24 protein-coding genes and 2 pseudogenes are annotated in these 24081 nt (G+C 71.4%); 24 read left to right on the top strand and 2 right to left on the bottom strand.

Annotated features, from left to right (window positions below; translation table 11 throughout):
- The first annotated feature begins 122 nt into the window (after positions 1-122).
- From proS to dprA, 16 genes are all read left to right on the top strand, one after another.
- Positions 123-1535, top strand: a complete 1413-nt coding sequence (gene proS / locus AC060L_RS28800; RefSeq protein WP_483801873.1) for a proline--tRNA ligase — start codon at positions 123-125, stop codon at positions 1533-1535.
- A gap of 339 nt (positions 1536-1874) precedes the next feature.
- On the top strand, positions 1875-2462 hold the full coding sequence (locus AC060L_RS28795; RefSeq protein WP_483801872.1) for a hypothetical protein: 588 nt from the start codon (positions 1875-1877) through the stop codon (positions 2460-2462).
- Between the two features lie 193 nt (positions 2463-2655).
- Positions 2656-3084 carry a 30S ribosomal protein S16 gene (gene rpsP / locus AC060L_RS28790; protein WP_483801871.1) on the top strand — a complete coding sequence of 143 codons (429 nt, stop codon included), beginning with the start codon at positions 2656-2658 and terminating at the stop codon, positions 3082-3084.
- Between the two features lie 2 nt (positions 3085-3086).
- On the top strand, positions 3087-3326 hold the full coding sequence (locus AC060L_RS28785; RefSeq protein ID WP_483801870.1) for an RNA-binding protein: 240 nt from the start codon (positions 3087-3089) through the stop codon (positions 3324-3326).
- A gap of 89 nt (positions 3327-3415) precedes the next feature.
- Positions 3416-3964, top strand: a complete 549-nt coding sequence (rimM, locus tag AC060L_RS28780; RefSeq protein ID WP_483801869.1) for a ribosome maturation factor RimM — start codon at positions 3416-3418, stop codon at positions 3962-3964.
- Between the two features lie 14 nt (positions 3965-3978).
- Positions 3979-4797, top strand: coding sequence for a tRNA (guanosine(37)-N1)-methyltransferase TrmD (gene trmD, locus AC060L_RS28775; RefSeq protein ID WP_483801922.1), 819 nt, complete (start codon positions 3979-3981; stop codon positions 4795-4797).
- A 153-nt stretch (positions 4798-4950) separates the two neighbouring features.
- Positions 4951-5301: a 50S ribosomal protein L19 gene (rplS, locus tag AC060L_RS28770; RefSeq protein WP_035846055.1), complete on the top strand. Its 351-nt coding sequence runs from the start codon at positions 4951-4953 to the stop codon at positions 5299-5301.
- A 209-nt stretch (positions 5302-5510) separates the two neighbouring features.
- Complete coding sequence (gene lepB, locus AC060L_RS28765) at positions 5511-6317, top strand: signal peptidase I (RefSeq protein ID WP_483801868.1); 807 nt, start codon at positions 5511-5513, stop codon at positions 6315-6317.
- Positions 6301-7293 (top strand): signal peptidase I, encoded by a 993-nt coding sequence (gene lepB / locus AC060L_RS28760; RefSeq protein ID WP_483801867.1) that lies wholly within the window; start codon positions 6301-6303, stop codon positions 7291-7293. The genes lepB (AC060L_RS28765) and lepB (AC060L_RS28760) overlap by 17 nt, the downstream gene beginning before the upstream one ends.
- 265 nt (positions 7294-7558) lie before the next feature.
- Positions 7559-8614: a signal peptidase I gene (gene lepB, locus AC060L_RS28755; protein ID WP_483801866.1), complete on the top strand. Its 1056-nt coding sequence runs from the start codon at positions 7559-7561 to the stop codon at positions 8612-8614.
- A gap of 164 nt (positions 8615-8778) precedes the next feature.
- Positions 8779-9540, top strand: a complete 762-nt coding sequence (lepB, locus tag AC060L_RS28750; protein ID WP_483801865.1) for a signal peptidase I — start codon at positions 8779-8781, stop codon at positions 9538-9540.
- A 2-nt stretch (positions 9541-9542) separates the two neighbouring features.
- Complete coding sequence (locus tag AC060L_RS28745; protein WP_483801864.1) at positions 9543-10043, top strand: NUDIX domain-containing protein; 501 nt, start codon at positions 9543-9545, stop codon at positions 10041-10043.
- Positions 10044-10100: 57 nt separating this feature from the next.
- Positions 10101-10427: a DUF2469 domain-containing protein gene (locus tag AC060L_RS28740; RefSeq protein WP_483801863.1), complete on the top strand. Its 327-nt coding sequence runs from the start codon at positions 10101-10103 to the stop codon at positions 10425-10427.
- 149 nt (positions 10428-10576) lie between these two features.
- Complete coding sequence (locus tag AC060L_RS28735; protein ID WP_483801862.1) at positions 10577-11221, top strand: YraN family protein; 645 nt, start codon at positions 10577-10579, stop codon at positions 11219-11221.
- A 1-nt stretch (position 11222) separates the two neighbouring features.
- Entirely contained in the window at positions 11223-12857 is a 1635-nt protein-coding gene (locus AC060L_RS28730; RefSeq protein ID WP_483801861.1) for a YifB family Mg chelatase-like AAA ATPase, read from the top strand.
- A 2-nt stretch (positions 12858-12859) separates the two neighbouring features.
- Positions 12860-14083, top strand: a complete 1224-nt coding sequence (gene dprA / locus AC060L_RS28725) for a DNA-processing protein DprA (protein ID WP_483801860.1) — start codon at positions 12860-12862, stop codon at positions 14081-14083.
- Between the two features lie 1131 nt (positions 14084-15214).
- Here dprA and AC060L_RS28720 read toward each other — a convergent pair.
- Positions 15215-15436 (bottom strand): hypothetical protein, encoded by a 222-nt coding sequence (locus tag AC060L_RS28720; protein ID WP_483801923.1) that lies wholly within the window; start codon positions 15434-15436, stop codon positions 15215-15217.
- A gap of 17 nt (positions 15437-15453) precedes the next feature.
- Here AC060L_RS28720 and whiG point away from each other — a divergent pair, with 17 nt between their 5' ends.
- Both whiG and AC060L_RS28710 read left to right on the top strand, forming a co-directional pair.
- On the top strand, positions 15454-16224 hold the full coding sequence (gene whiG / locus AC060L_RS28715; RefSeq protein ID WP_483801921.1) for an RNA polymerase sigma factor WhiG: 771 nt from the start codon (positions 15454-15456) through the stop codon (positions 16222-16224).
- Positions 16225-16356: 132 nt separating this feature from the next.
- A pseudogene (locus AC060L_RS28710) lies at positions 16357-16908 on the top strand (TetR/AcrR family transcriptional regulator); the annotation flags it as partial.
- A 242-nt stretch (positions 16909-17150) separates the two neighbouring features.
- On the opposite strand, the pseudogene AC060L_RS28705 reads toward AC060L_RS28710, so the two are convergent.
- Positions 17151-17735: pseudogene (locus AC060L_RS28705) on the bottom strand (peptidoglycan DD-metalloendopeptidase family protein); the annotation flags it as partial.
- A gap of 574 nt (positions 17736-18309) precedes the next feature.
- On the opposite strand from AC060L_RS28705, the gene rpsB reads away from it, so the two are divergent.
- The 6 genes from rpsB to rlmN all read left to right on the top strand — a co-directional run bounded on the left by rpsB (position 18310) and on the right by rlmN (position 24048).
- Positions 18310-19215: a 30S ribosomal protein S2 gene (rpsB, locus tag AC060L_RS28700; RefSeq protein ID WP_483801859.1), complete on the top strand. Its 906-nt coding sequence runs from the start codon at positions 18310-18312 to the stop codon at positions 19213-19215.
- 129 nt (positions 19216-19344) lie between these two features.
- Entirely contained in the window at positions 19345-20181 is an 837-nt protein-coding gene (gene tsf, locus AC060L_RS28695) for a translation elongation factor Ts (RefSeq protein ID WP_483801858.1), read from the top strand.
- A 235-nt stretch (positions 20182-20416) separates the two neighbouring features.
- Positions 20417-21190, top strand: coding sequence for a UMP kinase (pyrH, locus tag AC060L_RS28690; RefSeq protein WP_483801857.1), 774 nt, complete (start codon positions 20417-20419; stop codon positions 21188-21190).
- Between the two features lie 75 nt (positions 21191-21265).
- Entirely contained in the window at positions 21266-21823 is a 558-nt protein-coding gene (frr, locus tag AC060L_RS28685) for a ribosome recycling factor (RefSeq protein ID WP_483801856.1), read from the top strand.
- Entirely contained in the window at positions 21823-22782 is a 960-nt protein-coding gene (locus AC060L_RS28680) for a phosphatidate cytidylyltransferase (protein WP_483801855.1), read from the top strand. The genes frr and AC060L_RS28680 overlap by 1 nt, the downstream gene beginning before the upstream one ends.
- A gap of 165 nt (positions 22783-22947) precedes the next feature.
- Positions 22948-24048 (top strand): dual-specificity RNA methyltransferase RlmN, encoded by a 1101-nt coding sequence (gene rlmN, locus AC060L_RS28675; RefSeq protein WP_483801854.1) that lies wholly within the window; start codon positions 22948-22950, stop codon positions 24046-24048.
- The last annotated feature ends 33 nt before the right edge of the window (positions 24049-24081 follow it).

Raw genomic sequence — 24081 nt, 5'->3', positions numbered from 1 at the left:
CCGTCGCCGCGCCGTCCAGAGGAGTGCACCGGAGCATCCCGCGCGACGGGCGTGCGCCCCCCTGCTGACCTCGGGGGCCGTGGATTCACACTCGGTCGGCCCGGCACCGTACGATTCGCCCCATGGCAAAGGCTCCCGTTCTCACCCCCCAGGCGGACGACTTCCCGCGCTGGTACCAGGATCTGATCAACAAGGCCGAACTGGCCGACAACGGTCCGGTGCGCGGCACCATGGTCATCCGACCGTATGGCTACGGCCTGTGGGAGCGGATGCAGCAGGAGATGGACGCGCGGATCAAGAAGGCGGGCGCGCAGAACGCCTACTTCCCGATGTTCATCCCGCAGTCCTACCTGACCAAGGAGGCGGAGCACGTCGAGGGCTTCGCCCCCGAGCTCGCGGTGGTCACGCACGGCGGTGGCAAGGAGCTCGAGGAGCCGGTCGTCGTCCGGCCGACCTCCGAGACGATCATCAACGAGTACTTCTCGAAGTGGGTGCAGAGCCACCGCGACCTGCCGCTGCTGATCAACCAGTGGGCGAACGTGGTCCGTTGGGAGCTGCGCCCGCGCGTCTTCCTGCGCACCACCGAGTTCCTCTGGCAGGAGGGCCACACCGCGCACGCGACCTACGAGGACGCCCGCGCCTACGCCTCGATGATCCACACGGACGTCTACGGCGACTTCATGACCAACGTGCTCGGCATCGACGTCGTGCTCGGCCGCAAGACCGCCAAGGAGCGGTTCGCCGGCGCCATCAACACCCTCACCCTCGAGGGCATGATGGGCGACGGCAAGGCGCTCCAGCTGGGCACCAGCCACGAGCTGGGCCAGAACTTCGCCAAGGCCTTCAACACCACGTACCAGCTGCAGGGCGCCGAGCGCGAGCACGTCTGGCAGACCTCCTGGGGCGTCTCCACCCGGATGGTCGGCGGCCTGATCATGTCGCACGGCGACGACAACGGCCTGCGGGTCCCGCCGCGCCTGGCCGCCACCCAGGCCGTGGTCCTCGCGATCAAGGGTGACGACGCGGTGATCGCGAAGGTCCGCGAGATCGGCGCCGCGCTGGAGGCCGCCGGTGTCCGCGTCGTCGTGGACGACCGCACCGACACGCCGTTCGGCCGCCGCGCGGTGGACTGGGAGCTCAAGGGCGTTCCGCTGCGGATCGAGGTCGGCCCGCGCGATCTGGAGAACGGCACCGCGATGCTGGCCCGCCGCATTCCGGGTGGCAAGACGCCGGTCGCGATCGACGGCCTGGCGGCGCTGCTGCCCGGCATTCTCGAGGAGGACCAGGCACTGCTGCTGCAGCAGTCCCGCGAGCGCCGTGAGGCCCGTACGGTGGACGTCACGACCATCGACGAGTGCATCGAGGCCGCGGCCACCGGCTGGGGCCGCATCTCCTGGGCCGATCTCGGTCCGGAGGGCGAGTCGAAGTTGGCCGAGCAGGGTGTTTCGGTGCGCTGCATCGTCGCCGCGGACGGTTCTGTTCCGTCCGCCGACGATCAGGAAGGCAATATCGCGATTGTCGCGCGGGCGTACTGATTGCCCGTCCTGGTCTCCGACTGAGTAACCAGTAGGTGACGTCATCTCGCTTACTCGCCAGTCAACTCCCAGTACAGGCGAACTAGCGGTACGGTGTACGGCCCGTGGCCCTGTCAATTTCGACCGGGCCCGGGCCGTGCGCCTTGGGGCGGTGGTATGCCGCGCCCGAAAACGGCGACCCGGCGAGCATCGGCGGGTGCAGACACCGAGGGGGTTGGTCTTGCGTCAGATTTCGAACCGTCAGCAGAGGCATTGTGACGTACTGCTGAGAGTTCACCGGGAAATTCCGGTGAGTGCTCAGGAATGGAACGCCCGAACCTACTCTCTCGTTGGCATAGCGTGAGCACGACACAGCCTCTCGTCCTCGCGGCCGAACTGGCCGCCGCCTGGAGTGACATCCAGGCCTACCACCGCGACCTGCCCGACCTCGCCTCGCCCGAGGCGCTGATCGGCGAGTCGTCCTCGGCCTGCGGCACCCAGCTCGGCTTCGAGCGGCTGCTGCACGAGGCCGCCCACGGTCTGGCGGCCGCCCGCGAGATCCGGGACACCTCCCGGGCCGGGCGCTACCACAACCGCCGATTCCTGCTGCTCGCCTCCGAGCTGGGCCTGGCCCACCCGGTCGAACCACACGCGAGCAGCGGCTTCTCTCAGGTCACCATGCTCACCGAGACCCAGGAGCGGTACGCCGCGACCATCGAGCGCCTCGAGCGCGCGCTGGGCGCCCACCAGGAAGCGGTGGCCGGAACGGCCGACGGCGGCGTGCTACGCGCGTTCCGCGGTCCGGCGGCCCGGCACGGTTCCTCGGGCGGCGGTGTGCGGGTCAAGGCGATCTGCGGCTGCGGACGCAACGTCCGGGTCGTCCCGTCCGTACTGGCCCAGGCGTCCATCGTCTGCGGCGCCTGCCAGCAGCCGTTCAAGATCGCGTGATGCTCGTTCCCTGGCCGGGGCCCTGCCCCGGTCAGGCGGGCCCCGGTCGGTGTGGCACACTAGATAGCTGATACCCGGCAGCCGAGCAGGACCCCTCTCTCCTACGGCTGGCGTGTCATTCGAACGGCCGGCCCCGCAACCCCACGCGGAGTGCGGTCGCTCACCCACGTCAACTCCAGGAGATTCCACTCCCGTGGCAGTCAAGATCAAGCTCAAGCGTCTCGGTAAGATCCGCTCTCCGCACTACCGCATCGTCGTCGCCGACTCGCGCACCAAGCGTGACGGCCGCGCGATCGAGGAGATCGGCATCTACCAGCCGACGTACAACCCCTCGAAGATCGAGGTCGACTCGGACCGCGCCCAGTACTGGCTGTCCGTCGGCGCCCAGCCGACCGAGCCGGTTCTCGCGATCCTGAAGCTGACCGGTGACTGGCAGAAGTACAAGGGTCTGCCGGCCCCCGCGCCGCTGCTCGTCGCCGAGCCCAAGGTCGAGGACTTCTCGCACCTGTTCGCGAAGGCCGTCGCCGGCTTCGAGGACGCCACCACCGGTGTCGCCATCACCCCGAAGGCCAAGAAGTCGGACAAGGCCGAGGCTGACGCCGACGCCGCCGCCGAGGCGTGACCGTGATCGAGGACGCTCTCGACCACCTGGTCAAGGGCATCGTCGAGCACCCCGACGAGGTGCAGGTGCGCTCGCGCAACCTGCGCCGCGGGAACACCATCGAGGTGCGCGTGCACCCCGATGACCTCGGCAAGGTGATCGGCCGTGGCGGCCGCACCGCGCGTGCCCTGCGCACCGTGGTCGGCGCCCTCGGCGGCCGTAACATCCGGGTCGACCTGGTCGATGTGGACAACGTCCGCTGACGATCACCGTCGTCTGCTCATGACCGGCCGGGACGCGTCACGCGTCCCGGCCGGTTCTGCTTTTTCGTACTAGTGCTCAGGAGTGCACCGTGCAGCTCGTCGTCGGCCGGATCGGCCGTGCCCACGGCATCAAGGGGGACGTCTTCGTCGAGGTCCGCACCGACGAGCCGGAACTGCGGCTCGGGCCCGGCGCGGTGCTCCTCACCGACCCGGCCGCGGTCGGCCCGCTGACGGTGGAGTCCGGCAAGGTGCACAGCGGAAAGCTGCTGCTCCGGTTCGCCGGGGTGAAGGACCGCACCGACGCCGAGGCGCTGCGGAACACCATGCTGATCGCCGAGGTGGACCCGGACGAGCGTCCCGAGGACGAGGACGAGTACTACGACCACCAGCTGATCGGCCTGGACGTGGTGCTGCTGGACGGCACCCCGATCGGCGAGCTGTCCGAGGTGGTCCACCTGCCGTACCAGGACCTGCTCACGGTCACCCGGCCGGACGGCACCGAGGTGCTGATCCCGTTCGTCTCGAAGATCGTGCCGACCATCGACCTGGAGAACCAGCGCTGCGTGATCGACCCGCCGCGCGGGCTGATCGAGGAGACCGAGGCCGAGCTCGACGGCGGGCCGGAGACCGACCGATGACCGTGACCGACGGTATGCGGATCGACGTCGTCACGATCTTCCCCGAGTACCTGGACCCGCTGAACGTCTCGCTGGTCGGCAAGGCCCGCGCGCGCGGCCAGCTCGACGTGCACCTGCACGACCTGCGCTCCTGGACCCACGACGTGCACCGGACGGTGGACGACACGCCGTACGGCGGCGGCCCCGGCATGGTGATGAAGCCGGAGCCGTGGGGCGAGGCGCTGGACGCCGTCTGCGCGGCCGGCCCCGCCGGTCAGCTGCCGACGCTGGTGGTGCCGACCCCGAGCGGCGTGCCGTTCACCCAGGAGCTGGCCCAGGAGCTGGCCGGCCGGCCCTGGCTGGCCTTCGCGCCGGCCCGCTACGAGGGCATCGACCGCCGGGTGATCGAGGAGGCCGCCACCCGGATGCCGGTGGTCGAGGCGTCGATCGGCGACTACGTGCTGGCCGGCGGCGAGGTCGCGGTGCTGGTGATGGTCGAGGCGATCGCCCGGCTGCTGCCCGGCGTGCTCGGCAACGCCGAATCGCACCGGGACGACTCCTTCGCCCCCGGCGCGATGGCCGACCTGCTGGAGGGCCCGGTCTACACCAAGCCCGCCGAGTGGCGCGGCCGCGAGGTGCCCGAGGTGCTGCTGAGCGGCAACCACGGCAAGATCGCCCGCTGGCGCCGCGAGCAGGCCTTCGCCCGCACCCTGGCCAACCGCCCCGACCTGGTGGCGCGCTGGAGCAACGGCGAGTTCGACAAGAAGGACCGCGAGGCGCTGAGCATCCTGGGCCTGCTCTGGGACCAGGAACTCGGCCGATTTCGGTCCACCGCCGAGGCTGTGGAAGAATAGGCCGCTGCTGTCTGTCGCTGGGACCCCTGCCGGGGTCCGGTGGCCGGGTGCCTCCGCCACGGGGGGTTCACCGCCGGTCGATGCGGCCCGCAGCGAACCCCATTGTCACGACTTTTCCGTGGGCGGCCCGTGGCGCCTGCGATGGAGAGCATCATGAGCAACAAGCTCGCTGCTGTCGACGCGCCTTCGCTGCGCACCGACATCCCGGCCTTCCGCGCCGGTGACACCCTGAAGGTTCACGTCCGGGTCATCGAGGGCAACCGCTCCCGTGTCCAGGTCTTCCAGGGCGTCGTGATCCGCCGCCACGGCGCGGGCATCGGTGAGACCTTCACCGTCCGCAAGGTGAGCTTCAACGTCGGCGTGGAGCGCACCTTCCCGGTGCACACCCCGATCGTCGAGAAGATCGAGGTCGTCACCCGCGGTGACGTGCGTCGCGCCAAGCTGTACTACCTCCGTGACCTGCGCGGCAAGGCCGCGAAGATCAAGGAGAAGCGCGACCGCTGAGTCGCCAGCCCCGGCCTCGCCGGGGGGTACGGCACGCTCAGGAGGGGCAGCTAAGCTCACCCCCGATGAGCACGTACGAACCGATCGCGGACCGCGACGGCACCTCCGCACCTCCGGGTGCGCGACCGCCGTCGCGGTCCGCGGCCGTTTCCGGGGACGACACCGAGCCCGCGGAGCCTCCCGGGCCGGTGGCAGCCGAAGCGACCGCTGTGACCGCTGTGACCGAACCGGTCGATGCGGTCGAGAAAGCCGAAGAGGCCGAAGAGGCTGCAGAAGTCGAAGAGGTCGAGGCACACGGCTGGCGGGTCCGGGACCTGGTGAAGCTGGGCGCGATCTGCCTGCTCGCGCTGCTCCTCGTCAACGTCTTCATCGCCCAGCCCTTCGTGGTCCCCTCGGCCTCGATGGAGAACGCGCTGCGCCCCGGCGACCGCCTGGTGGTGGACAAGCTGGCCTACCAGTTCGGCGGCTCGGTGAAGCGGGGGGACGTGATCGTCTTCGACGGAACCGACTCCTTCGTGCCCGGCGGCAACAACTCGATCGGCTTCGGCGCAGACCTGCGCAAGCTCGCCGCAGCGGTGGGCCTGGCCCCTTCGGACGGATCGATCTTCGTGAAACGGGTGATCGGCGTCGGTGGCGACCGGATCCGCTACCAGGTCGGCGACCAGCACCTGACCGTCAACGGCGTCCCGCTGGCCGAGTCGGACTACCTCTTCCCGGGTGACGCCCCGTCCAGCGTCGGCTTCGACGTCGAGGTGCCGCCCGGCGAGCTCTTCGTGCTCGGCGACCACCGCAGCGAATCGAGTGACTCCCGTGACCACCTGGGCGACCCCGGTGGTGGCTTCGTGCCCGAGAACAAGGTGATCGGGCGGGCCGACTGGGTGGTCTTCCCGGTCGGCCACTGGACCAGCCTGGACCGCCCGCCCGGCTTCGCGGCGCTCTCCTCGGCGCCGTCGGCGGCCGCGGCCGCTGGGGCGGTCTCCGCAGTGGGGACCGGTGCACATGGAGAACGGAAGTAGGGTCTCGCCCGACGGCGCAGCCTTTGGCGACGCGGCTCTTGGTGGCACTGGTGCCGGTGACGACGTCGTGGACGTCGTGATCGACGCGCCGCGGCCCACCGGGTCGGCGCCCGTTCGCGGCCGCGCCGACCGGCGGCGGACGGCCCGCAAGGCCGCGCGGAAGCGCCGCCGCTCGCCGCTGCGCGAGCTGCCGGTGATCGCGGTGGTCGCGCTGCTGATAGCGCTCGTCCTGAAGACGTTCTTCGTGCAGGTCTTCGTGATCCCGTCCGGTTCGATGGAGCAGACGATCCAGATCGGCGACCGGGTGCTCGTCGACAAGCTCACGCCGTGGTTCGGCAGCGAGCCGCAGCGTGGCGACGTGGTGGTCTTCAAGGACCCGGGCGGCTGGCTGGAGAACGAGCCCCGGCCCGACACCGACGGGCCGGTGATCGGCGGCGTCAAGGACGCTTTCAGCTATGTCGGCCTGCTGCCCTCGTCGAGCGAGCAGGACCTGATCAAGCGGGTGATCGGGGTCGGCGGCGACACCGTGGCCTGCTGCGACAGCCGCGGCCGGATCACCGTCAACGGCAAGGGCATCGACGAGCCGTACATCGCACCGGGCAACCAGCCCTCTCGGATCCCGTTCCGGGTGACCGTGCCCCAGGGGCGGATCTGGGTGATGGGCGACCACCGCGACCTGTCCGCCGACTCCCGCTATCACATGGCGAATCCCGGCCAGGGCACCGTGCCGCTCTCCGACGTGGTCGGCCGCGCGTTCCTGATCGCCTGGCCGTTCGACCGGTTCAGGACGCTCTCCGGCGCGGCGCCGTCGACCGTGGCAGCGGGCCCGGGGGACGGCCCGGCGGTCGGCGTGTCGGGAACCGCCCCGGATTCGGCCGGTTCCAGGCCGGATCCCCTGGAACCCTCGCTCGTTATGGGGGTGTTGGGCGTCACTCCGGCCGTGTTGCGACGCCGGTTCGGGGCCGCTGCGGACTGACGATCCGCCTGCTCGGGACCTGACGGTCCGCCTGGTAGGGACCGCCGCCGTGTGGGAACGCCCGGTGGTGGTGCCCGGAGTGATAGAGAAGTGCAGACGTACCCGCGGACGACCGCGGTCCGGTTCCGAAGGCTGTGCTGGTGTCAGGTCGCCTCGCGGCGGGCAGGCTGAGGCGGGTTCAGGGTCGGTCACAGAGCGTGGTGCCCGCTGTGCGGCACTGGTGAGCGCGGACGAGTGGTCGTCCGCACAGCAGGGAGGAGATGTCGTGGGGGATCTGGTGATCGGCGCCCGCGGGGCCGGCGAGCCCGAGGGCTCCGGCGGCCGCACGGCCCAGTCCACCGAGTCCGGCCAACCCTCGGAGCCGGCCGACGACCGAGCGGGTGAGCCGGGTGCCCCGGACGGCTCCGACGGCGCCGGTGCCGCCGGTGCCGCTGGTGGCTCCGGCGGCCCTGGCGGCCCCGGGCCGCGGGTGCCCCGGGAGACCGAGGACGGTGCCGGCAAGCCCGCGGCAGCCGAGGAACGCAAGCAGCGCTCCTTCTGGAAGGAACTGCCGATCCTGGTCGGCATCGCGCTCGTCCTGGCGCTGGTGATCAAGACCTTCTTCGTGCAGGCGTTCTCGATTCCCTCGGAGTCGATGCAGAACACGCTGCAGGTCGGTGACCGGGTGCTGGTGGACAAGCTGACCCCCTGGTTCGGCGCCACGCCGGAGCGCGGCGACGTCGTGGTCTTCCACGACCCGGGCGGCTGGCTCGGCAGCACCGAGACCAGCCAGCCGAGCTCCAACGCGTTCGTCCGCGGTGTTCAGGACGTCCTGAGCTTCATCGGCCTGATGCCGTCGGCGAACGAGAAGGACCTGATCAAGCGCGTGATCGGGGTCGGCGGCGACACCGTCGAGTGCGACGGCAACGGGCCGCTCAAGGTCAACGGCGTGCCGCTGAACGAGCCGTACGTCTACACCACCACCACGCCGCCGAACCCGAACCCGTGCGGGACCAAGCCGTTCGGCCCGATCAAGGTGCCGCCGAACAGCCTCTGGGTGATGGGCGACCACCGCGACGACTCGCTCGACTCGCGCTACCACATGGACCAGCCGGGCGGCGGCAGCGTGCCGGACAGCGACGTGGTCGGGCGGGCCTTCGTGGTCGCCTGGCCGATCAGCCACTGGGCCACCCTGCCGGTGCCGTCCACCTTCGACCAGAAGGGCATCTCGCAGCAGAGCAGCGCGGCCGTCGGCCTGCTGCCGCCGGCCCTCGGCGCGGTGGGCACGGTGCCGTTCGCGCTGTGGATGCGGCGGCGGCGCTCCTCCGGCGCCGAGCTGTAGCGGCACGGACCTGCCGGCCGTGGGGTCTGGCGACAGGCCCTGGCCGTTCGTGGCTGATCTGTAGGGTTTCGGCTCTTGCGCGGGCCGTGGTACCGACGAGTAATCTGCTCGGACGTGCCACGGCCCGCCGCCGTGTCCGGCCCCTCACCCCCAGGACGGTCCCGATGAGCAGCCTCGCCGACGAGAGCACCGGCCCCGCGGTGGTCGCCCCCACGGGTGTCGCCGCCCGCCGCGGCCGGGTCGGCTCGATCGTCCAGGGCGTCGCGCTGGCGCTGGGCCTGGCACTGCTGCTCGGCGGCTTCGGCTGGATCGCCGTCGGCTACGCGCCGTACTCGGTGCCGACCGGCTCGATGCAGCCCACCATCAAGATCGGGGACACCGTGCTGGGCCGGCGGGTGTCGGGTACCACGGTCGGGCGCGGTGACATGGTGGTCTTCAAGGACCCGGCCTGGGGCAACGTGCCCATGGTCAAGCGGGTGGTCGGGATCGGTGGCGACACGGTGGTCTGCTGCGACGACCAGCACCGGCTGACGGTCAACGGCAAGCCGATCGACGAGCCGTACCTCGCGCCGAGCCAGGTGCCGTCCTCCTCGTTCTCGGCCCAGGTGCCGGCCGGGCGGCTCTTCCTGATGGGCGACAACCGCACCGAGTCGCTGGACTCGCGGGTGCACCTGGACGAGTTCTCCGGCACCGTGCCGGTCAGCGAGGTGCAGGCGCGGGTGGAGGCGACTGTGTGGCCGCTGGGACACGCCGGTCTGCGCGGTGGCACGGATGCGTTCGCCGGTCTCGCGGGCCGGGGCCCGAGCTCGCCGGGACCATTGGTACCGCTCGCCTGGGCGATGGTGGCGGGCGCGGTCGTGATCGTGCTGACCTCGTTGACCGGACCGGTGGCCGCGCTCGGCCGGCGGCTGCGCGGAGGGCGCTGACCATGGCCGTGCGGCGGCGCAGGGCGGCCCGGGTGCTGCTGCTGGACCAGGCCGATCGGGTGCTGCTGTTCCGGGGCTTCGACCCGGCCGAACCGGCGCGGACCTGGTGGTTCACCCCCGGTGGCGGGCTCGAGCCGGGGGAGGGGCCGCGCGAGGCCGCGCTGCGCGAGCTGGCCGAGGAGACCGGACTGATCGGGGCGCAGGTCGAGCTCGGCCCGGTGGTCGCCGTCGATCTGGCCGTCTTCCCGTACGACGGCCTGCAGTACGAGCAGGAGCAGACCTTCTACCTGGCCCGCTTGGCCGGCCGCCCGGCCGGCGCCGGGCCGACCCGGCTGGACAGCTCGGGCAGTGACCCCGAGGAGCGCGCCCAGCTCAGCGAGGCGCGCTGGTGGACGCTGGCGCAGCTGCGGCAGACCACCGAGCAGGTCTATCCGGAGCGGCTCGCCGCGCTGCTGGAGCAGCTCCTGGAGCAGGGGCCGCCAGTCCATCCGGTCCGCCTCTGAGCGGGAGCGCCGTGGTCCACAATGGGGAGGTACCTGACGAGCTGAGGGGACGCTTGCATGAGCGCGGAAGATCTCGAGAAGTACGAAACCGAGATGGAGCTGAAGCTCTACCGGGAGTACAAGGACGTCGTCGGCCTGTTCAAGTACGTGATCGAGACCGAGCGCCGGTTCTACCTCACCAATGACTACGAGCTGCAGGTGCACTCGGTGCAGGGTGAGGTGTTCTTCGAGGTCTCGATGGCAGACGCCTGGGTCTGGGACATGTACCGGCCGGCCCGGTTCGTGCGCAAGGTGAGAGTGCTGACCTTCAAGGACGTGAACATCGAGGAACTGGCGAAGAGCGATCTGGAGCTGCCTTCGGACGACGCCGGTTTTGGCGGCTGAGCCGCCCTGATCAGCTGACAATCACTCGGCAAACTCGCCTGTCCGAGTGAGTCCGGCTGTCCACAACCCATGGGTTGTCCACAGCCGGACGGTTGCCCCTGACACGGCCGGCCGCGCGCTGGCAGCCTCCGTCATCGGAGGTGATCGCCGTGCAGGACACGCAGGGCACCACAGAGAGCACCACACAGAGCACGCAGGGTACGACGAGTGCGCAGGGCCCCGAGAGCGCTGAGAGTACTGAGAGCGCTGGGAGCCCCGAGAGCGTCGGGGCCACGAAGAGCGCGACGAGTGGCAAGAGCGCAAAGAGCGCAAAGAGCGGCAAGGTTGCGCGGAGCGGCGAGGACGCGCGGAGTGCGCGCAGTGCCGGGAGCGGACCGAGCGCACAGCTGGCCCTCGGCCGCTACGGCGAGGAGGTGGCCGCCCGCCGGCTCGTCGAGGACGGCCTGCGGGTCCTCGACCGCAACTGGCGCTGCTCCGAGGGCGAGCTGGACATCGTCGCGCTGGACGGCCACACGGTCGCCGTCTGCGAGGTCAAGACCCGTTCCGAGCGCGGGTTCCAGCAGCCGGCCGAGGCGGTCGGGCCGGTCAAGGCGGAGCGGCTGCGCCGGCTCGCCGAGCGCTGGCTGAGTGAGCGCTGGCCGGACCAGTTCGTCCGGCTCGCGCAGCAGGAGGTGCCGCTGCGGCCCGGAGACGCGATCCCCCTGCCGCCCGGCGGAGTGCGGATCGACCTGGTCTCGGTGGTCAGCCGGACCAGGGGCGCCGCGCTGGTCGAGCACCTGCGGGGGGTGATCTGAGATGGCCTTCGCCCGTACCTGCTCGGTCGCGCTGATCGGAGTGGACGGCGTGGTGGTCGAGGTGCAGGCCGACCTCGAACCCGGCGTTGCCGCGTTCACCCTGGTCGGGCTGCCCGACAAGGCACTCAGTGAGGCGCGGGACCGGGTCCGCGCGGCGGTCTCGAACAGCGGGGAGAGCTGGCCGCAGCGCAAGCTCACGGTCGGGCTCAGCCCGGCCTCGGTGCCGAAGAGCGGCAGCGGCTTCGACCTCGCGGTGGCCTGCGCGGTGCTCGCGGCGGCCGAGCGGCTGCCGCCACCGGCGATCGCCGACCTGCTGATCATCGGCGAGCTGGGGCTGGACGGCCGGGTCCGGCCGGTCCGCGGGGTGCTGCCTTCGGTGCTCGCGGCGGCCGATGCCGGCTACCGCCAGGTCGTCGTCGCGGAGCAGACGGCGGCCGAGGCGGCGCTGGTCCCGGGCGTCTCGGTGCTGGGTGTCCGTAGTCTGCGCCAGCTGATCGCGGTGCTCACCGACGCACCCGTCCCCGAGGAACCGCCGGACCCGGTGGCCGCAGGCCGTCCCGATCCGCTGATGGCGGGCCTGCTGCTGCCCGGCGCGGCGGTGCGCGGCACCATGGCCGACCCGGAGTTCGGCCCCGACCTGGCGGACGTCGCGGGCCAGTACGAGGCCCGCCAGGCCCTGGAGATCGCCGCCGCCGGCGGTCACCACCTCTATCTGAAGGGCCCACCCGGCGCAGGGAAGACCATGCTCGCCGAACGGCTGCCCGCGCTGCTGCCGCCGCTGAGCCAGGCCGAGGCGCTGGAGGTCACCGCGGTGCACTCGGTGGCCGGGCTGCTCCCGCCCGGGCGACCGCTGGTCGACGCTCCGCCGTACTGCGCCCCGCACCACTCGACCACCATGCCCGCGATCATCGGCGGCGGCAGCGGCCTGCCCCGGCCGGGCGCCGTCTCACTGGCCCACCGCGGGGTGCTCTTCCTGGACGAGGCGCCGGAGTTCCCCGTCCGGGTGCTCGACGCGCTGCGCCAGCCGCTGGAGTCCGGCGAGGTGATCATCGCGCGCTCGGCCGGATCGCTGCGGCTGCCCGCGAAGTTCCTCCTTTGCCTGGCCGCGAATCCATGCCCCTGCGGCCGCTACTCCCGCCGCGGCGAGGCGTGCGACTGCACGCCGGCCATGGTGAGCCGCTATCAGGCCCGGCTCTCGGGACCGCTGCTGGACCGGGTGGACCTGCGGGTGCAAGTGGACCCGGTGACGAGGGCGGAGCTGATGGAACGCGACCGCCTGGCGGAGAGCACCGCCGTGGTGGCCAAGCGGGTCGGCATCGCCCGGGCCCGCGCCGCGGCCCGGTTCACCGGTACCCCGTGGCGCACCAACGCCGAGGTGCCGGGACGGGAACTGCGCTCCCGCTGGCGCCCCGAGTCCGGCGCGCTGGTGGACGCGGAACACGAGATGGAGCGCGGCCGGCTGACCGCACGCGGCCTGGACCGGGTGCTCCGGGTGGCCTGGACGGTCGCCGACCTCGCGGACCGGGACGCGCCCGGCCGCTCCGAACTGCGCACCGCGCTCGCACTGCGCCGCGGCTTCCCGGTCGGCCTGCCACTGCAAGGACCGTCGCTGACCGGCCGACGGGGGAGGTCCTGACGATGGAGTCCCAGCAGAACACAGCCCAGACCGCCCTCCCCCTCGCGCCGCTGCTGCCCGAGCCGCCGTCGGCCGACTCGCTGCTGTCCGAGCCGCCGTCGGCCGAGGACGAGCGGCTCGCCCGGGCCACGCTCACCAGGATCACCGAGCCGGGCAACACCGCGATCGGCCGGTGGCTGCGCACCCGCTCGGCCGTCGAACTGCTCCACCTCGTCCGGGCCGAGGCCGTGCACCCCGAACTGCGCCTGGACCGGACCAGGGTGACCGCGCTGCACGACCGGTTGGCCGCCATCGACCCCGCCACCGCGGCCGCCGATCTCGAACGCCTGCGCTCGATCGGTGGCCGCTTCCTCACCCCACTGGACAGCGACTGGCCCAGCCAGCTGGCGGACCTGGGCGACGCGGTGCCGATCGGCCTCTGGGTCCTGGGCAGCGGCTCGCTGCGACTGCTCGCGCTGCGCTCGGTAGCGCTGGTCGGCGCCCGCGCCTGCACCGCCTACGGCTCGCATGTCGCGGGCGAGTTCGCCGCGCAGCTCGCCGAGCGCGGCTGGGTGGTCTTCTCCGGAGCCGCCTACGGCATCGACGCTGCCGCGCACCGCGGTGCGCTGGCGGCGGGCGGCACCACGGTCGGCGTGCTGGCCTGCGGCGTCGACGTGGCCTATCCGCGCGGCAACACCGAGCTGATCCGGCGGATCTCCGGACAGGGCCAGCTGATCAGTGAACTCCCGCCGGGGGAGCACCCGAACCGCTTCCGCTTCGTGCTGCGCAACCGGGTGCTGGCCGCGCTCACCCGCGGCACGGTGGTGGTCGAGGCCGCGGTACGCAGCGGCGCGCTGAGCACCGCCCGCCGGGCCCAGGAGCTGAACCGGCACACCATGGGCGTCTGCGGGCCCGTCACGTCCGAACTCTCCGCCGGCGTGCACGCCCTGCTCAGGGCCGGCGGCGCCACCTTGGTCACCTCGGCGGACGAGATCGCCGAGCAACTCGGTGCGATCGGCGCGGACCTGGCGCCACTCCACCGATCGCAGGCCCGCCCGAGGGACTTGCTGGCGCCGCGGGCCCTCCAGGTGCTGGAGGCGATCCCCGCCGGCCCGGACGGCGCCCTGATCGGCTACCTCGCACTGCGGACCGGCCTCGCGCCGGACCGCGTCCTCAAACAGCTCTACGAGCTCTGTTCGCTGGGGTTCGTCCAGCGGAAGGGATCGCACTGGAGGGTGATCCGCTGAACGCTGACTTGCTGCCGGCTGACAGTGCGTGACCGAGCTGCGCCCTCCGCCGATGCCGTCCGCCGGGGCGGTCAGCCCGCGCACCGCGCGCCCGGCACCGCGCTCGGCGGAGCGGTCAGGTGGAGCGGTCGTTCGGCCGTGCCGCGGTGCCGGTGGCTCCGTTCCGGCCGTGCGCTGGTCAGGCGCACGGCTCGGATGGTTCGCCGAGAAGGTCGGTGGCCGCACCGGCGCGCGACGGCCGAACGCAGCGCGCGCGTTCGCGCGACGGAGTGAACACCACCGGAACGAGCGACGGCCAGGTGGTGGTAGCACAGTGCATCGACTCGGTCACGCTACGCTCGCTATGGCTTCCCTATCAGCACATGACTCGGCAGAACGGCGCAGACCCACGTATGCCCACAAACCTTCCCGGACACATTCCCGGACACAGGGCGACCAGTGCCGACCGGCCCCTGGGCGGGTCCGGCGGTGGGCCTGGCGGTGGCCCCGGCATGGACCCGCGCGCCGGACTCGACACGTCGCCCGCGAAGTCCGGCCTGCCGAGTACCCGGCCCGTGACGGTCCGACCCTCCGAGCTGCCGTCACCGGGAGCGCAGCGCCGCCAGACTGACGGCGCGACCGATCCACCCCCGCCGGGCACACCCGCTGCCACTGCGCCGGAGACCGAACCTGTTCGGATGGTCTCGTCTTCGGTCCAGTCGCAGTCGGCTGCGCCGTCGCCGCCGTCCGTTGCAACCGGCGCTGCTGCTACCGCCGCCGTCGCTGCCGGGGCGTCGGAAGGGCGTCCCGTCGCCCGGCCGCGGCGGTATGCCCGGGGGCGTGACGTCGCGACGGCACCGCTCGCCGCCGCAGGCGGACCGCCCGGCGTCTCGGCCCGCGCCGCACTGGCGAAGCCGGGGAAGCCCGCGAAGCCCGCGCGAACCGGGAGATCGGCGCAGGTGACCAAGCCGACCGGGCTGGCCTCGGTCCCTCAGCCGACCCGCGGCAGCGGGCGCCGGTCGGACGGCTCGGCCAAGGCACCCGCCCCACTCGGCGAGGACCAGCCCGCGGCTGCGGCGCCACCCCCGACGGGCACCCTCGTGCCTGGTCCAGCCGCCTTCCCCGCCCCGGCGCTCCCGCTACCCGCCATCCTCACCGCGACACCACCTCCCGGCACGCCATCACCTGGCACTCCGTCCGCTGCCACACCACCTCCTGCCGGACAGGGTCCCGCTGAACCACCATCAGCATCGCCATCACCAGCGCCGGTACCGGCACCTGGTCGAGCGTCCTCCGTGCGCTCGGGCCCTGCCGCTGTTCCCTCGCCCGCTGCCCCACCATCACCATCACCATCACCATCACCGGCACCGGCACCGCCGCCGGCCTCGGCGCTGCCTCCGTCGGCCACTCCTCTTGAGGTGCTCTGGCGCTCCTACAAGGTCAGTGGTGACCCCAAACTGCGCGAGCAGTTGATCCTGCACTACTCGCCACTGGTCAAGTACGTGGCCGGCCGGGTCGGGGTCGGCCTGCCAGCCAACGTCGAGCAGGCCGACTTCGTCTCCTCCGGCGTGTTCGGTCTGATCGATGCGATCGAGAAGTTCGACCTCGACCGGGCGATCAAGTTCGAGACCTACGCGATCAGCCGCATTCGTGGCGCGATCATCGACGAACTGCGGGCGCTCGACTGGATTCCGCGATCGGTGCGGCAGAAGGCGAAGTCGGTCGAGCGGACGTACGCGGCGCTGGAGGCCCGGCTGCGGCGGACGCCGCACGAGCCCGAGGTGGCGGCCGAGATGGGGATCGCGATCGAGGAGTTGCACGCGATTTTCAGCCAGCTCTCGCTCGCGAACGTGGTGGCGTTGGACGAGCTGCTCCACCCGGCCGGCGAGGGCGGTGAGCGGCTCAGCCTGATGGACACCCTGGAGGACATCGGAGCCGAGAACCCGGTCGAGGTCGCCGAGGACCGCGAGCTGCGCAAGCTGCTGGCCGGAGCGATCAACACGCTCCCCGAGCGGGAGAAGACCGTCGTGACGCTCTACTACTACGAGGGCCTGACGCTGGCCGAGATCGGGCAGGTCCTCGGGGTGACCGAGAGCCGGGTCAGTCAGATCCATACCAAGTCCGTTCTCCAGCTGCGGGCGAAGCTCTCCGATCTGCGCTGAGCCGGTCGTGTGTGCTGAGCCGGTCGTGTCCGCGCCGAGCCGGTAGTGACCGATTCCGGTACGCGTGCCAGCGTCCTGCCCGGTGTTCGACCTCCGTACAGTTGGAGGGTGCCGAAGATCCGAGCCGCCACTCTGGCTGAGCACCGCCGGCTGCAGCGTGCAGCCCTGCTCGACGCTGCCCGTTCGCTGCTGACCGAGGGCGGTAGGGAGGCGCTGACCTTCCCCGCCCTGGCGGCCCGCACCGGCTTGGCGCGCTCCTCGGTCTACGAGTACTTCCGCTCGCGCGCCGATCTGGTCGAGCAGCTCTGCGAACTGGACTTCCCGCTCTGGGCGGCGGAGATCGAGGCCGGGATGGCCGGCTGCGACACCGCGGTCGGCCGGATCGAGGCCTACGTCCGCGGCCAGCTCGCGCTCGCGGGCGACCCCCGGCACCGGGCCGTCACCGCGATCTCGGCGCTGGAGCTCGACGAGGCCGCGCGCAGCCGGATCCGGGTCACGCACGCCGGGCTGGTCGGTCTGGTGGTGGACACCCTCGGCGAGTTGGGCCACCCGGAGCCGCGGCTGGCGGCGGCGCTGCTGCAGGGCGTGGTGGAGGCCGCGGTCAAGCGCTCGGAGGGCCGGTCCGCCGCAGAGCGCCAGGCCATCGCCGACACGGCCGTCGCCCTGTCGCTGCACGGTCTGGCCACGGCGCAGCCGGCACCCGGGGTCGATTCGGACCCTTCAGGCCCTTCAGACCCTCCGGCCTGCTCGGCGCCTGCTGATCCGGCTGCTCCCGCCGCCTGCTGAGTCCAGCCGGCCCGGTTCGCCTCCTGGCCGGCCTCCTCCAGGGGCAGCAGCCGCGCCCGCCCGGCGCCCAGCAGCGCGAGCGGATCGAGGTAGCGCTCCCCGCGCAGCAGCCCCCAGTGCAGGCAGCCGGTCGCGCAGTGCCCGGTGCCCGGGGCGAGCCGGCCGATCACCTGGCCGGCGCCGACCGCACCGCCGACGGGTACCTGACCTGCCACCGGCAGGTAGGTGGTGCGCAACGGCGGGCTGCCCGTACCGGGGTGCAGCACCGTGATCACCGGCCGCCCGGCGACCGTCCCGGAGAAGGCGACGGTGCCCGCGGCGGCCGCCCGGGCCTCGGCCCCGGGTGCGGCGTCCAGATCGACGCCCCGATGCCCGGCGGCCCAGACCGCCGGCGGCGCGGCGAAGCGGTGCAGGACCCCGGCGGGTCCGCCCACCGGCCAGGCCCGCCCGATGCCGCCGCCGGGCGGATCACCGCTACCCGGTCCGACCTCGCTGGCGGGTCCGACCTCGCTGCCGGGTGCGGCGGGGAGGCCGCGTGCCGTGCCGACGGCCACCGCGGAGGCGCGCGTGGCAAGCGCGGCCGCCCGTGCGCCGGCCGGTGGCGCGAGCCCGAACAGCACCAGCGCCGCAGCCAGACAGAGCGCGGCCAGCGCTGCCGCCCGCCGCCGGTCGGGCGCCGGTGGTGGGTGCCCCAGTGCGACGCAGAGCAGAAGAGGAGGAGTCATGCCCCAGAGGTTCCGCTCCGCCGCGGTGCTCCACCACGGCCTGTCGAAAACCTGTGGACAACCCCGGGGCTGTGCACAACCGTCTTCACCCGTCCGGCGCAGCCAGCAGCCTGCCAATAGCATCATCACCCCACCGGCCCGCCGCCGACCCGCCACAAGGCCTGCCGCCGGCCCGCCGCCAACCGCTGGCGCGCCGCCGCCACGAAGCCCCCACGGCACCCCCGCCGCGCCGCCGTTCCCGCGCCCCGGGCGCCCGCCCCGCGGCGCAGAGTCGCCGGTCACTCGGCGCTTCCCGTACACTTCACACGCGACCCGGCTTACCGGGTCGACTTCGCACGCCCCGCCACCGGTGGACGCACGGCCCAGTCGTCGCGCCAGTCGGTGCGAGTGCCGCTCGGTCCGCCGAGCCTGTCGCGGCCTTCCGCCGCCCAGGCCAGGTCGGCTCGGCACGTCGGGGCGTCAGGCGTGACGGTCACCTGACCGGCACGGACAAACCGAGCAGACCCGGTGGCCGCCGAGTGCCGTGATCACGGCAGCAACGCCACGCCGGGCGCAACACCTGAGGAGCACGGCCATGGCCGTCGTCACGATGCGGGAGCTGCTGGAGAGCGGCGTCCACTTCGGTCACCAGACCCGTCGTTGGAACCCGAAGATGAAGCGCTTCATCTTCACGGAGCGCAACGGCATCTACATCATCGACCTGCTGCAGTCGCTGAACTACATCGACCGCGCGTTCGAGTTCGTCAAGGAGACCGTTGCCCACGGCGGCAGCGTCCTCTTCGTCGGCACCAAGAAGCAGGCGCAGGAGGCCATCGCGGAGCAGGCCACCCGCGTGGGCATGCCCTACGTGAACCAGCGCTGGCTCGGCGGCATGCTGACCAACTTCCAGACCGTCTACAAGCGCCTTCAGCGGATGAAGGAGCTCAGCGAGATCGACTTCACGGACGTGGCCGGCTCCGGCCTCACCAAGAAGGAGCTCCTGGTCCTCGAGCGCGAGCACACCAAGCTCGAGAAGACCCTCGGCGGTATCCGCGACATGCAGCGCGTGCCCAGCGCTGTCTGGATCGTGGACACCAAGAAGGAGCACATCGCGGTCGGCGAGGCCCGCAAGCTCAACATCCCGGTCGTCGCGATCCTCGACACCAACTGTGACCCCGACGAGGTCGACTACAAGATCCCGGGCAACGACGACGCGATCCGCTCCGTCACGCTGCTGACCCGCGTGATCGCCGACGCCGTCGCCGAGGGTCTGAAGGCCCGCGCCGGTGTCGCCAAGGGCGACGTCAAGGCCGAGCCGGGTGCCGACCAGCCGCTGGCCGACTGGGAGCAGGACCTGCTGGCGACCGGTGAGACGAAGGCCGACGAGGCCCCCGCCGCCGCTGAGGCCGAGGTTGTCGCCGAGGCCCCCGCCGCCGAGGCCGAGGTCGTCGCCGAGGCTCCGGCCGCCGAGGCTCCGGCCGCCGAGGCCGAGCAGGCCTGACGTACCGAAGGGTGAGGGGCACTCGCCGGTACGTACCGGCGAGTGCCCCTCTCTCCACGTGCCGGGGCTGAACCATCAGCTCCGGTGCAACCACCCCGCAGACACGCGAGACGCGAGAAGAGATTCACCATGGCGAACATCTCCGCCGCGGACGTCAAGAAGCTCCGTGAGCTCACCGGCGCCGGCATGATGGACTGCAAGAAGGCGCTTGACGAGGCCGAGGGCAACGTCGACAAGGCCCTTGAGCTCATCCGTATCAAGGGCCTGAAGGGTGTTGCCAAGCGCGAGGGCCGCACGGCCGAGAACGGCGCCATCGTCGCCGTCATCGCCGACGACAACACCAGCGGTGTGATGGTCGAGCTCAAGTGCGAGACCGACTTCGTCGCCAAGGGCGAGAAGTTCGTCGCCGTCGCCGACGCCATCGCCGGCCACATCGCCAAGGTTGCGCCCGCCGACCTGGAGGCCGCCCTGGCTTCCGAGATCGAGGCCGGCAAGACCGTCCAGCAGTTCGTGGACGAGGCCAACGCGAACCTGGGCGAGAAGATCGTCCTGGACCGCTTCGCCCAGTTCGCGGACGGCTACGTCACCGTCTACCTGCACCGCACCTCTCCTGACCTCCCGCCGCAGGTCGGCGTCCTGGTCGAGCTCGACAAGGAGAACGCCGAGGTCGCCAAGGACATCGCGCAGCACATCGCCGCCTTCGCGCCGAAGTACCTCTCCCGCGAGCAGATCCCGGCCGAGGAGCTGGAGAACGAGCGCCGCGTCGCCGAGGCCACCGCTCGCGAGGAGGGCAAGCCCGAGGCTGCCCTGCCGAAGATCGTCGAGGGTCGCGTCACCGGCTTCGTCAAGGAGAACTCCGTCCTGGAGCAGGCCTTCGCGAAGGACAACAAGAAGACCGTCGCCAAGGTTCTCGAGGAGAACGGCGTCGCCCTCAAGCGCTTCGCCCGCTTCCGCGTCGGCGCCTGAGCCACGTTCAGCTGGTTCCCCGCCCGTTGAGGGCGGGAACCACAGGTTCCTGCCTAAGGTAGGAACCGCCGCCGCAGCTGCGAGTCAGTGAGTCGGCACCATGAACGACGAGGAGGCCATTGCCGTGCAGGACACCGTCTAGGTTTCCCGCGGCAGTGGCCTCCTCGCGTGTACGCGCAGGTCGGGGCCCCGCACACCCGGACCTGTGAAGCAGCAGGTTCAGAAGGAGAAGTCCATGCAGGAGACGCAGCAGACGCAGGAGACCCCCGGAACCGCACAGGGCGGCTCGCGTCGGCGGGTTCTGCTCAAGCTGTCCGGCGAGGCTTTCGCGGGCGGCGGCAGCCTCGGTGTCGACCCGGACGTGGTCCACGCGATCGCCCGCGAGATCGCCACCGTGGTCCGGCAGGGGACCGAGGTCGCCGTGGTCATCGGCGGTGGCAACTTCTTCCGCGGCGCCGAGCTCCAGGTGCGCGGCATGGACCGGGCCCGCTCCGACTACATGGGCATGCTCGGCACCGTGATGAACTGCCTGGCGCTGCAGGACTTCCTGATGAAGGAAGGCATCGAGACCCGGGTCCAGACCGCCATCACGATGGGCCAGGTCGCCGAGCCGTACCTGCCGCTGCGGGCCATCCGGCACCTGGAGAAGGGCCGCGTGGTGATCTTCGGCGCGGGTATGGGCATGCCGTACTTCTCCACCGACACCACCGCCGTGCAGCGCGCCCTGGAGATCCACGCCGAGGTGCTGCTGATGGGCAAGAACGGTGTCGACGGCGTCTACGACTCCGACCCCAAGACCAACCCGGACGCGGTGCGCTTCGACGCGCTGGAGTACTCCGAGGTGATCTCGCGCGACCTCAAGGTCGCGGACCTGACCGCGATCACCCTGTGCAAGGACAACAGCCTGCCGATCCTGGTCTTCGAGCTGCTCGCCGAGGGCAATATCGCCCGTGCGGTGAAGAGTGAGAAGATCGGCACACTCATCAGCCAGGATTCCGTCCGGGCCTGAGCACCAGTCAGCCGCACGCCCAGGGGGCGCGCGGAACATCAGTACGCCATGAGGCAACCGGACAGGGAGCAGACTGTGATCGATGAGATCCTCCTCGAGGCCGAGGAGAAGATGGAGAAGGCCGTCGCGGTCGCCAAGGACGACTTCGCCGCCATCCGCACCGGCCGGGCCCACCCGGCGATGTTCAACAAGATCGTCGCGATGTACTACGACGCGCCGACCCCGATCAACCAGCTCGCCTCGTTCGCCGTGCCCGAGCCGCGGATGGCGGTCATCACGCCGTTCGACAAGACCGCGCTGCGCAACATCGAGCAGGCGATCCGCGACTCCGACCTCGGTGTCAACCCGTCCAACGACGGCTCCGTCATCCGCGTGAACTTCCCGCAGCTGACCGAGGAGCGCCGCCGCGACTACATCAAGGTCGCCCGCGGCAAGGGCGAGGACGCGAAGGTCTCGATCCGGTCGATCCGCCGCAAGGCCAAGGACTCCCTCGACAAGCTCGTCAAGGACAAGGAGTCCGGCGAGGACGAGGTGCGCCGCGCCGAGAAGGAGCTCGACGACGTGACCGCGAAGTACGTCGCGGTGATCGACGAGCTGCTGAAGCACAAGGAAGCCGAGCTGCTCGAAGTCTGATGAACGACGCCCCGAACGCCCCAGGCTCTAGGGGCACAACCCCGCAGATCCCCGAGACGTCGCCGCCCGTGGCGACGGACCGGGGATCCCGACCCCCAGGGCAGGAGACACCGGTGGCCCAGCCCGAGCCGCAGCAGCCCCGCAAGCAGCGCGGTGGCCGCAACCTCCCGGCCGCGATAGGGGTGGGGGTCGGCCTCGGAGCGGTGATCATCGTTTCGCTCTTCGTGGTCAAGGTGCTCTTCCTGGTCGTGGTCGTGGCGGCGGCTTCGGTCGGCAGCTGGGAGCTGACCAGCCGGCTCGCCGAGCGCAAGGACATCCGGATCCCGCTGCCGCCGCTGCTGCTCGGCGGTCTCGCGATGCTGACCACCGGCTACTGGATCGGCCCGCAGGGCGCCGCCGCGGCGCTCGCGCTGACCGCGCTGGCGCTGATGATCTGGCGGATGAAAGAGCCGCCGGAGAACTACCTGCGGGACATAACCGCGGGGGTCTTCACCGCGTTCTACGTGCCGTTCCTGGCGACCTTCGTGGCGCTGATGCTCTCCGCGCACGACGGTCCGCAGCGGATCGTGCTCTTCCTGGTGGTCACCATCTGCAGCGACACCGGGGCCTACGCGGTCGGCTACAAGTTCGGCCGCAACAAGCTCGCGCCGACCATCAGCCCCGGCAAGACCCGGGAGGGCCTGGCCGGTGGGATCGGGCTGTCGATGCTGGCCGGCGCACTGCTGATGCAGTGGATCATCGATGACGGGCACTGGTGGCAGGGCCTGATCCTGGGCGGCTGCGCCGCGGTCATCGCGACGCTCGGCGACCTGGCCGAGTCGATGATCAAGCGCGACCTGGGCATCAAGGACATGGGCACGCTGCTGCCGGGCCACGGCGGGATCATGGACCGGCTCGACTCGCTGCTGCCGACCGCCCCGGTGGTCTGGCTCCTGCTGGCGGCCTTCGTCGGGAGCTGACCGAACGGTCGGCACGGGTCCCGGGAGTCATGGACGCCCGGGACCTTCGTCATGCCCGGGCCTGCGCCGTCGGCCCTTCGTCATACCGGGCTCCCAGGCCGGGCTGCTACGCCGGGCCCTTGGCCGTGCCGGCACCTTCTTCGTATCTGCGACACTGGATGAACCATGCCTGCACCCGGAGAACTCACCTTTGTCGCGCCGCGCGGCGCCAAGCCCCCGCGACACCTCGCCGATCTGAACCCCGCCGAGCGCAAGGAGGCCGTCGCCGAGCTGGGCGAGCAGCCGTTCCGCGCCAAGCAGCTGTCCAACCACTACTTCGGCCGGCTCTCGAACCAGCCCGCGGAGTGGACGGACATCCCGGCGGCCAGTCGCGACAAGCTGACCGAGCAGCTGCTGCCCGAGCTGATGTCCGTGGTGCGGCACGTCTCCTGTGACGACGACACCACCCGCAAGACGCTCTGGAAGCTCTTCGACGGCACGCTGGTCGAGTCCGTGCTGATGCGTTACCCGGACCGGGTCACGATGTGCATCAGCTCGCAGGCCGGCTGCGGCATGAACTGCCCGTTCTGCGCGACCGGCCAGGCGGGCCTGACCCGCAACCTGTCCACCGCGGAGATCGTCGAGCAGATCGCGGCCGGGATGCGCGCGCTCAAGGCCGGCGAGATCCCGGGCGGCGAGGCGCGGCTGAGCAACGTGGTCTTCATGGGCATGGGCGAGCCGCTGGCCAACTACAACCGGGTGCTGGCCTCGATCCGCCGCCTGACCGACCCCGCGCCGGACGGCTTCGGCCTGTCCCAGCGCGGCATCACGGTCTCCACCGTCGGCCTGGTGCCGGCCATGAACCGCCTCGCGGACGAGGGCCTGAGCTGCCGTCTGGCGCTCTCGCTGCACGCTCCCGACGACGAGCTGCGCGACGAGCTGGTCCCGGTGAACACCCGCTGGAAGGTCGCCGAGGTGCTGGACGCCGCGTGGAACTACGCGGAGAAGTCCGGCCGGCGGATCTCCATCGAGTACGCGCTGATCAAGGACATCAACGACCAGGCCTGGCGCGCCGACCTGCTCGGCCGCTTGATCAAGAACCACCGGGTGCACGTCAACCTGATCCCGCTGAACCCGACCCCGGGCTCGAAGTGGACGGCCTCCCGGCCCGAGGACGAGCGCGAGTTCGTCCGCCGGCTGGAGTCGCACGGTGTGCCGACCACGGTCCGCGACACCCGCGGCCAGGAGATCGACGGCGCCTGCGGTCAGCTCGCCGCCGCCGGCTGACGAAAGCACCACCGGCTGACGAAGGCACCGCCG

Source organism: Kitasatospora sp. NEAU-69, from assembly GCF_057158765.1.
This window is presented reverse-complemented; position numbering and strand designations above follow the sequence as displayed.

Excerpts from the sequence above, each read along its gene's own strand:
- proS (WP_483801873.1), top strand. The coding sequence starts at position 123 with ATGGCAAAGGCTCCCGTTCTCACCCCCCAGGCGGACGACTTCCCGCGC.
- trmD (WP_483801922.1), top strand. The coding sequence starts at position 3,979 with ATGCGGATCGACGTCGTCACGATCTTCCCCGAGTACCTGGACCCGCTG.
- rplS (WP_035846055.1), top strand. The coding sequence starts at position 4,951 with ATGAGCAACAAGCTCGCTGCTGTCGACGCGCCTTCGCTGCGCACCGAC.
- lepB (WP_483801867.1), top strand. The coding sequence starts at position 6,301 with ATGGAGAACGGAAGTAGGGTCTCGCCCGACGGCGCAGCCTTTGGCGAC.
- lepB (WP_483801865.1), top strand. The coding sequence starts at position 8,779 with ATGAGCAGCCTCGCCGACGAGAGCACCGGCCCCGCGGTGGTCGCCCCC.
- AC060L_RS28745 (WP_483801864.1), top strand. The coding sequence starts at position 9,543 with ATGGCCGTGCGGCGGCGCAGGGCGGCCCGGGTGCTGCTGCTGGACCAG.
- AC060L_RS28740 (WP_483801863.1), top strand. The coding sequence starts at position 10,101 with ATGAGCGCGGAAGATCTCGAGAAGTACGAAACCGAGATGGAGCTGAAG.
- AC060L_RS28730 (WP_483801861.1), top strand. The coding sequence starts at position 11,223 with ATGGCCTTCGCCCGTACCTGCTCGGTCGCGCTGATCGGAGTGGACGGC.
- dprA (WP_483801860.1), top strand. The coding sequence starts at position 12,860 with ATGGAGTCCCAGCAGAACACAGCCCAGACCGCCCTCCCCCTCGCGCCG.
- rpsB (WP_483801859.1), top strand. The coding sequence starts at position 18,310 with ATGGCCGTCGTCACGATGCGGGAGCTGCTGGAGAGCGGCGTCCACTTC.
- tsf (WP_483801858.1), top strand. The coding sequence starts at position 19,345 with ATGGCGAACATCTCCGCCGCGGACGTCAAGAAGCTCCGTGAGCTCACC.
- pyrH (WP_483801857.1), top strand. The coding sequence starts at position 20,417 with ATGCAGGAGACGCAGCAGACGCAGGAGACCCCCGGAACCGCACAGGGC.
- AC060L_RS28680 (WP_483801855.1), top strand. The coding sequence starts at position 21,823 with ATGAACGACGCCCCGAACGCCCCAGGCTCTAGGGGCACAACCCCGCAG.
- rlmN (WP_483801854.1), top strand. The coding sequence starts at position 22,948 with ATGCCTGCACCCGGAGAACTCACCTTTGTCGCGCCGCGCGGCGCCAAG.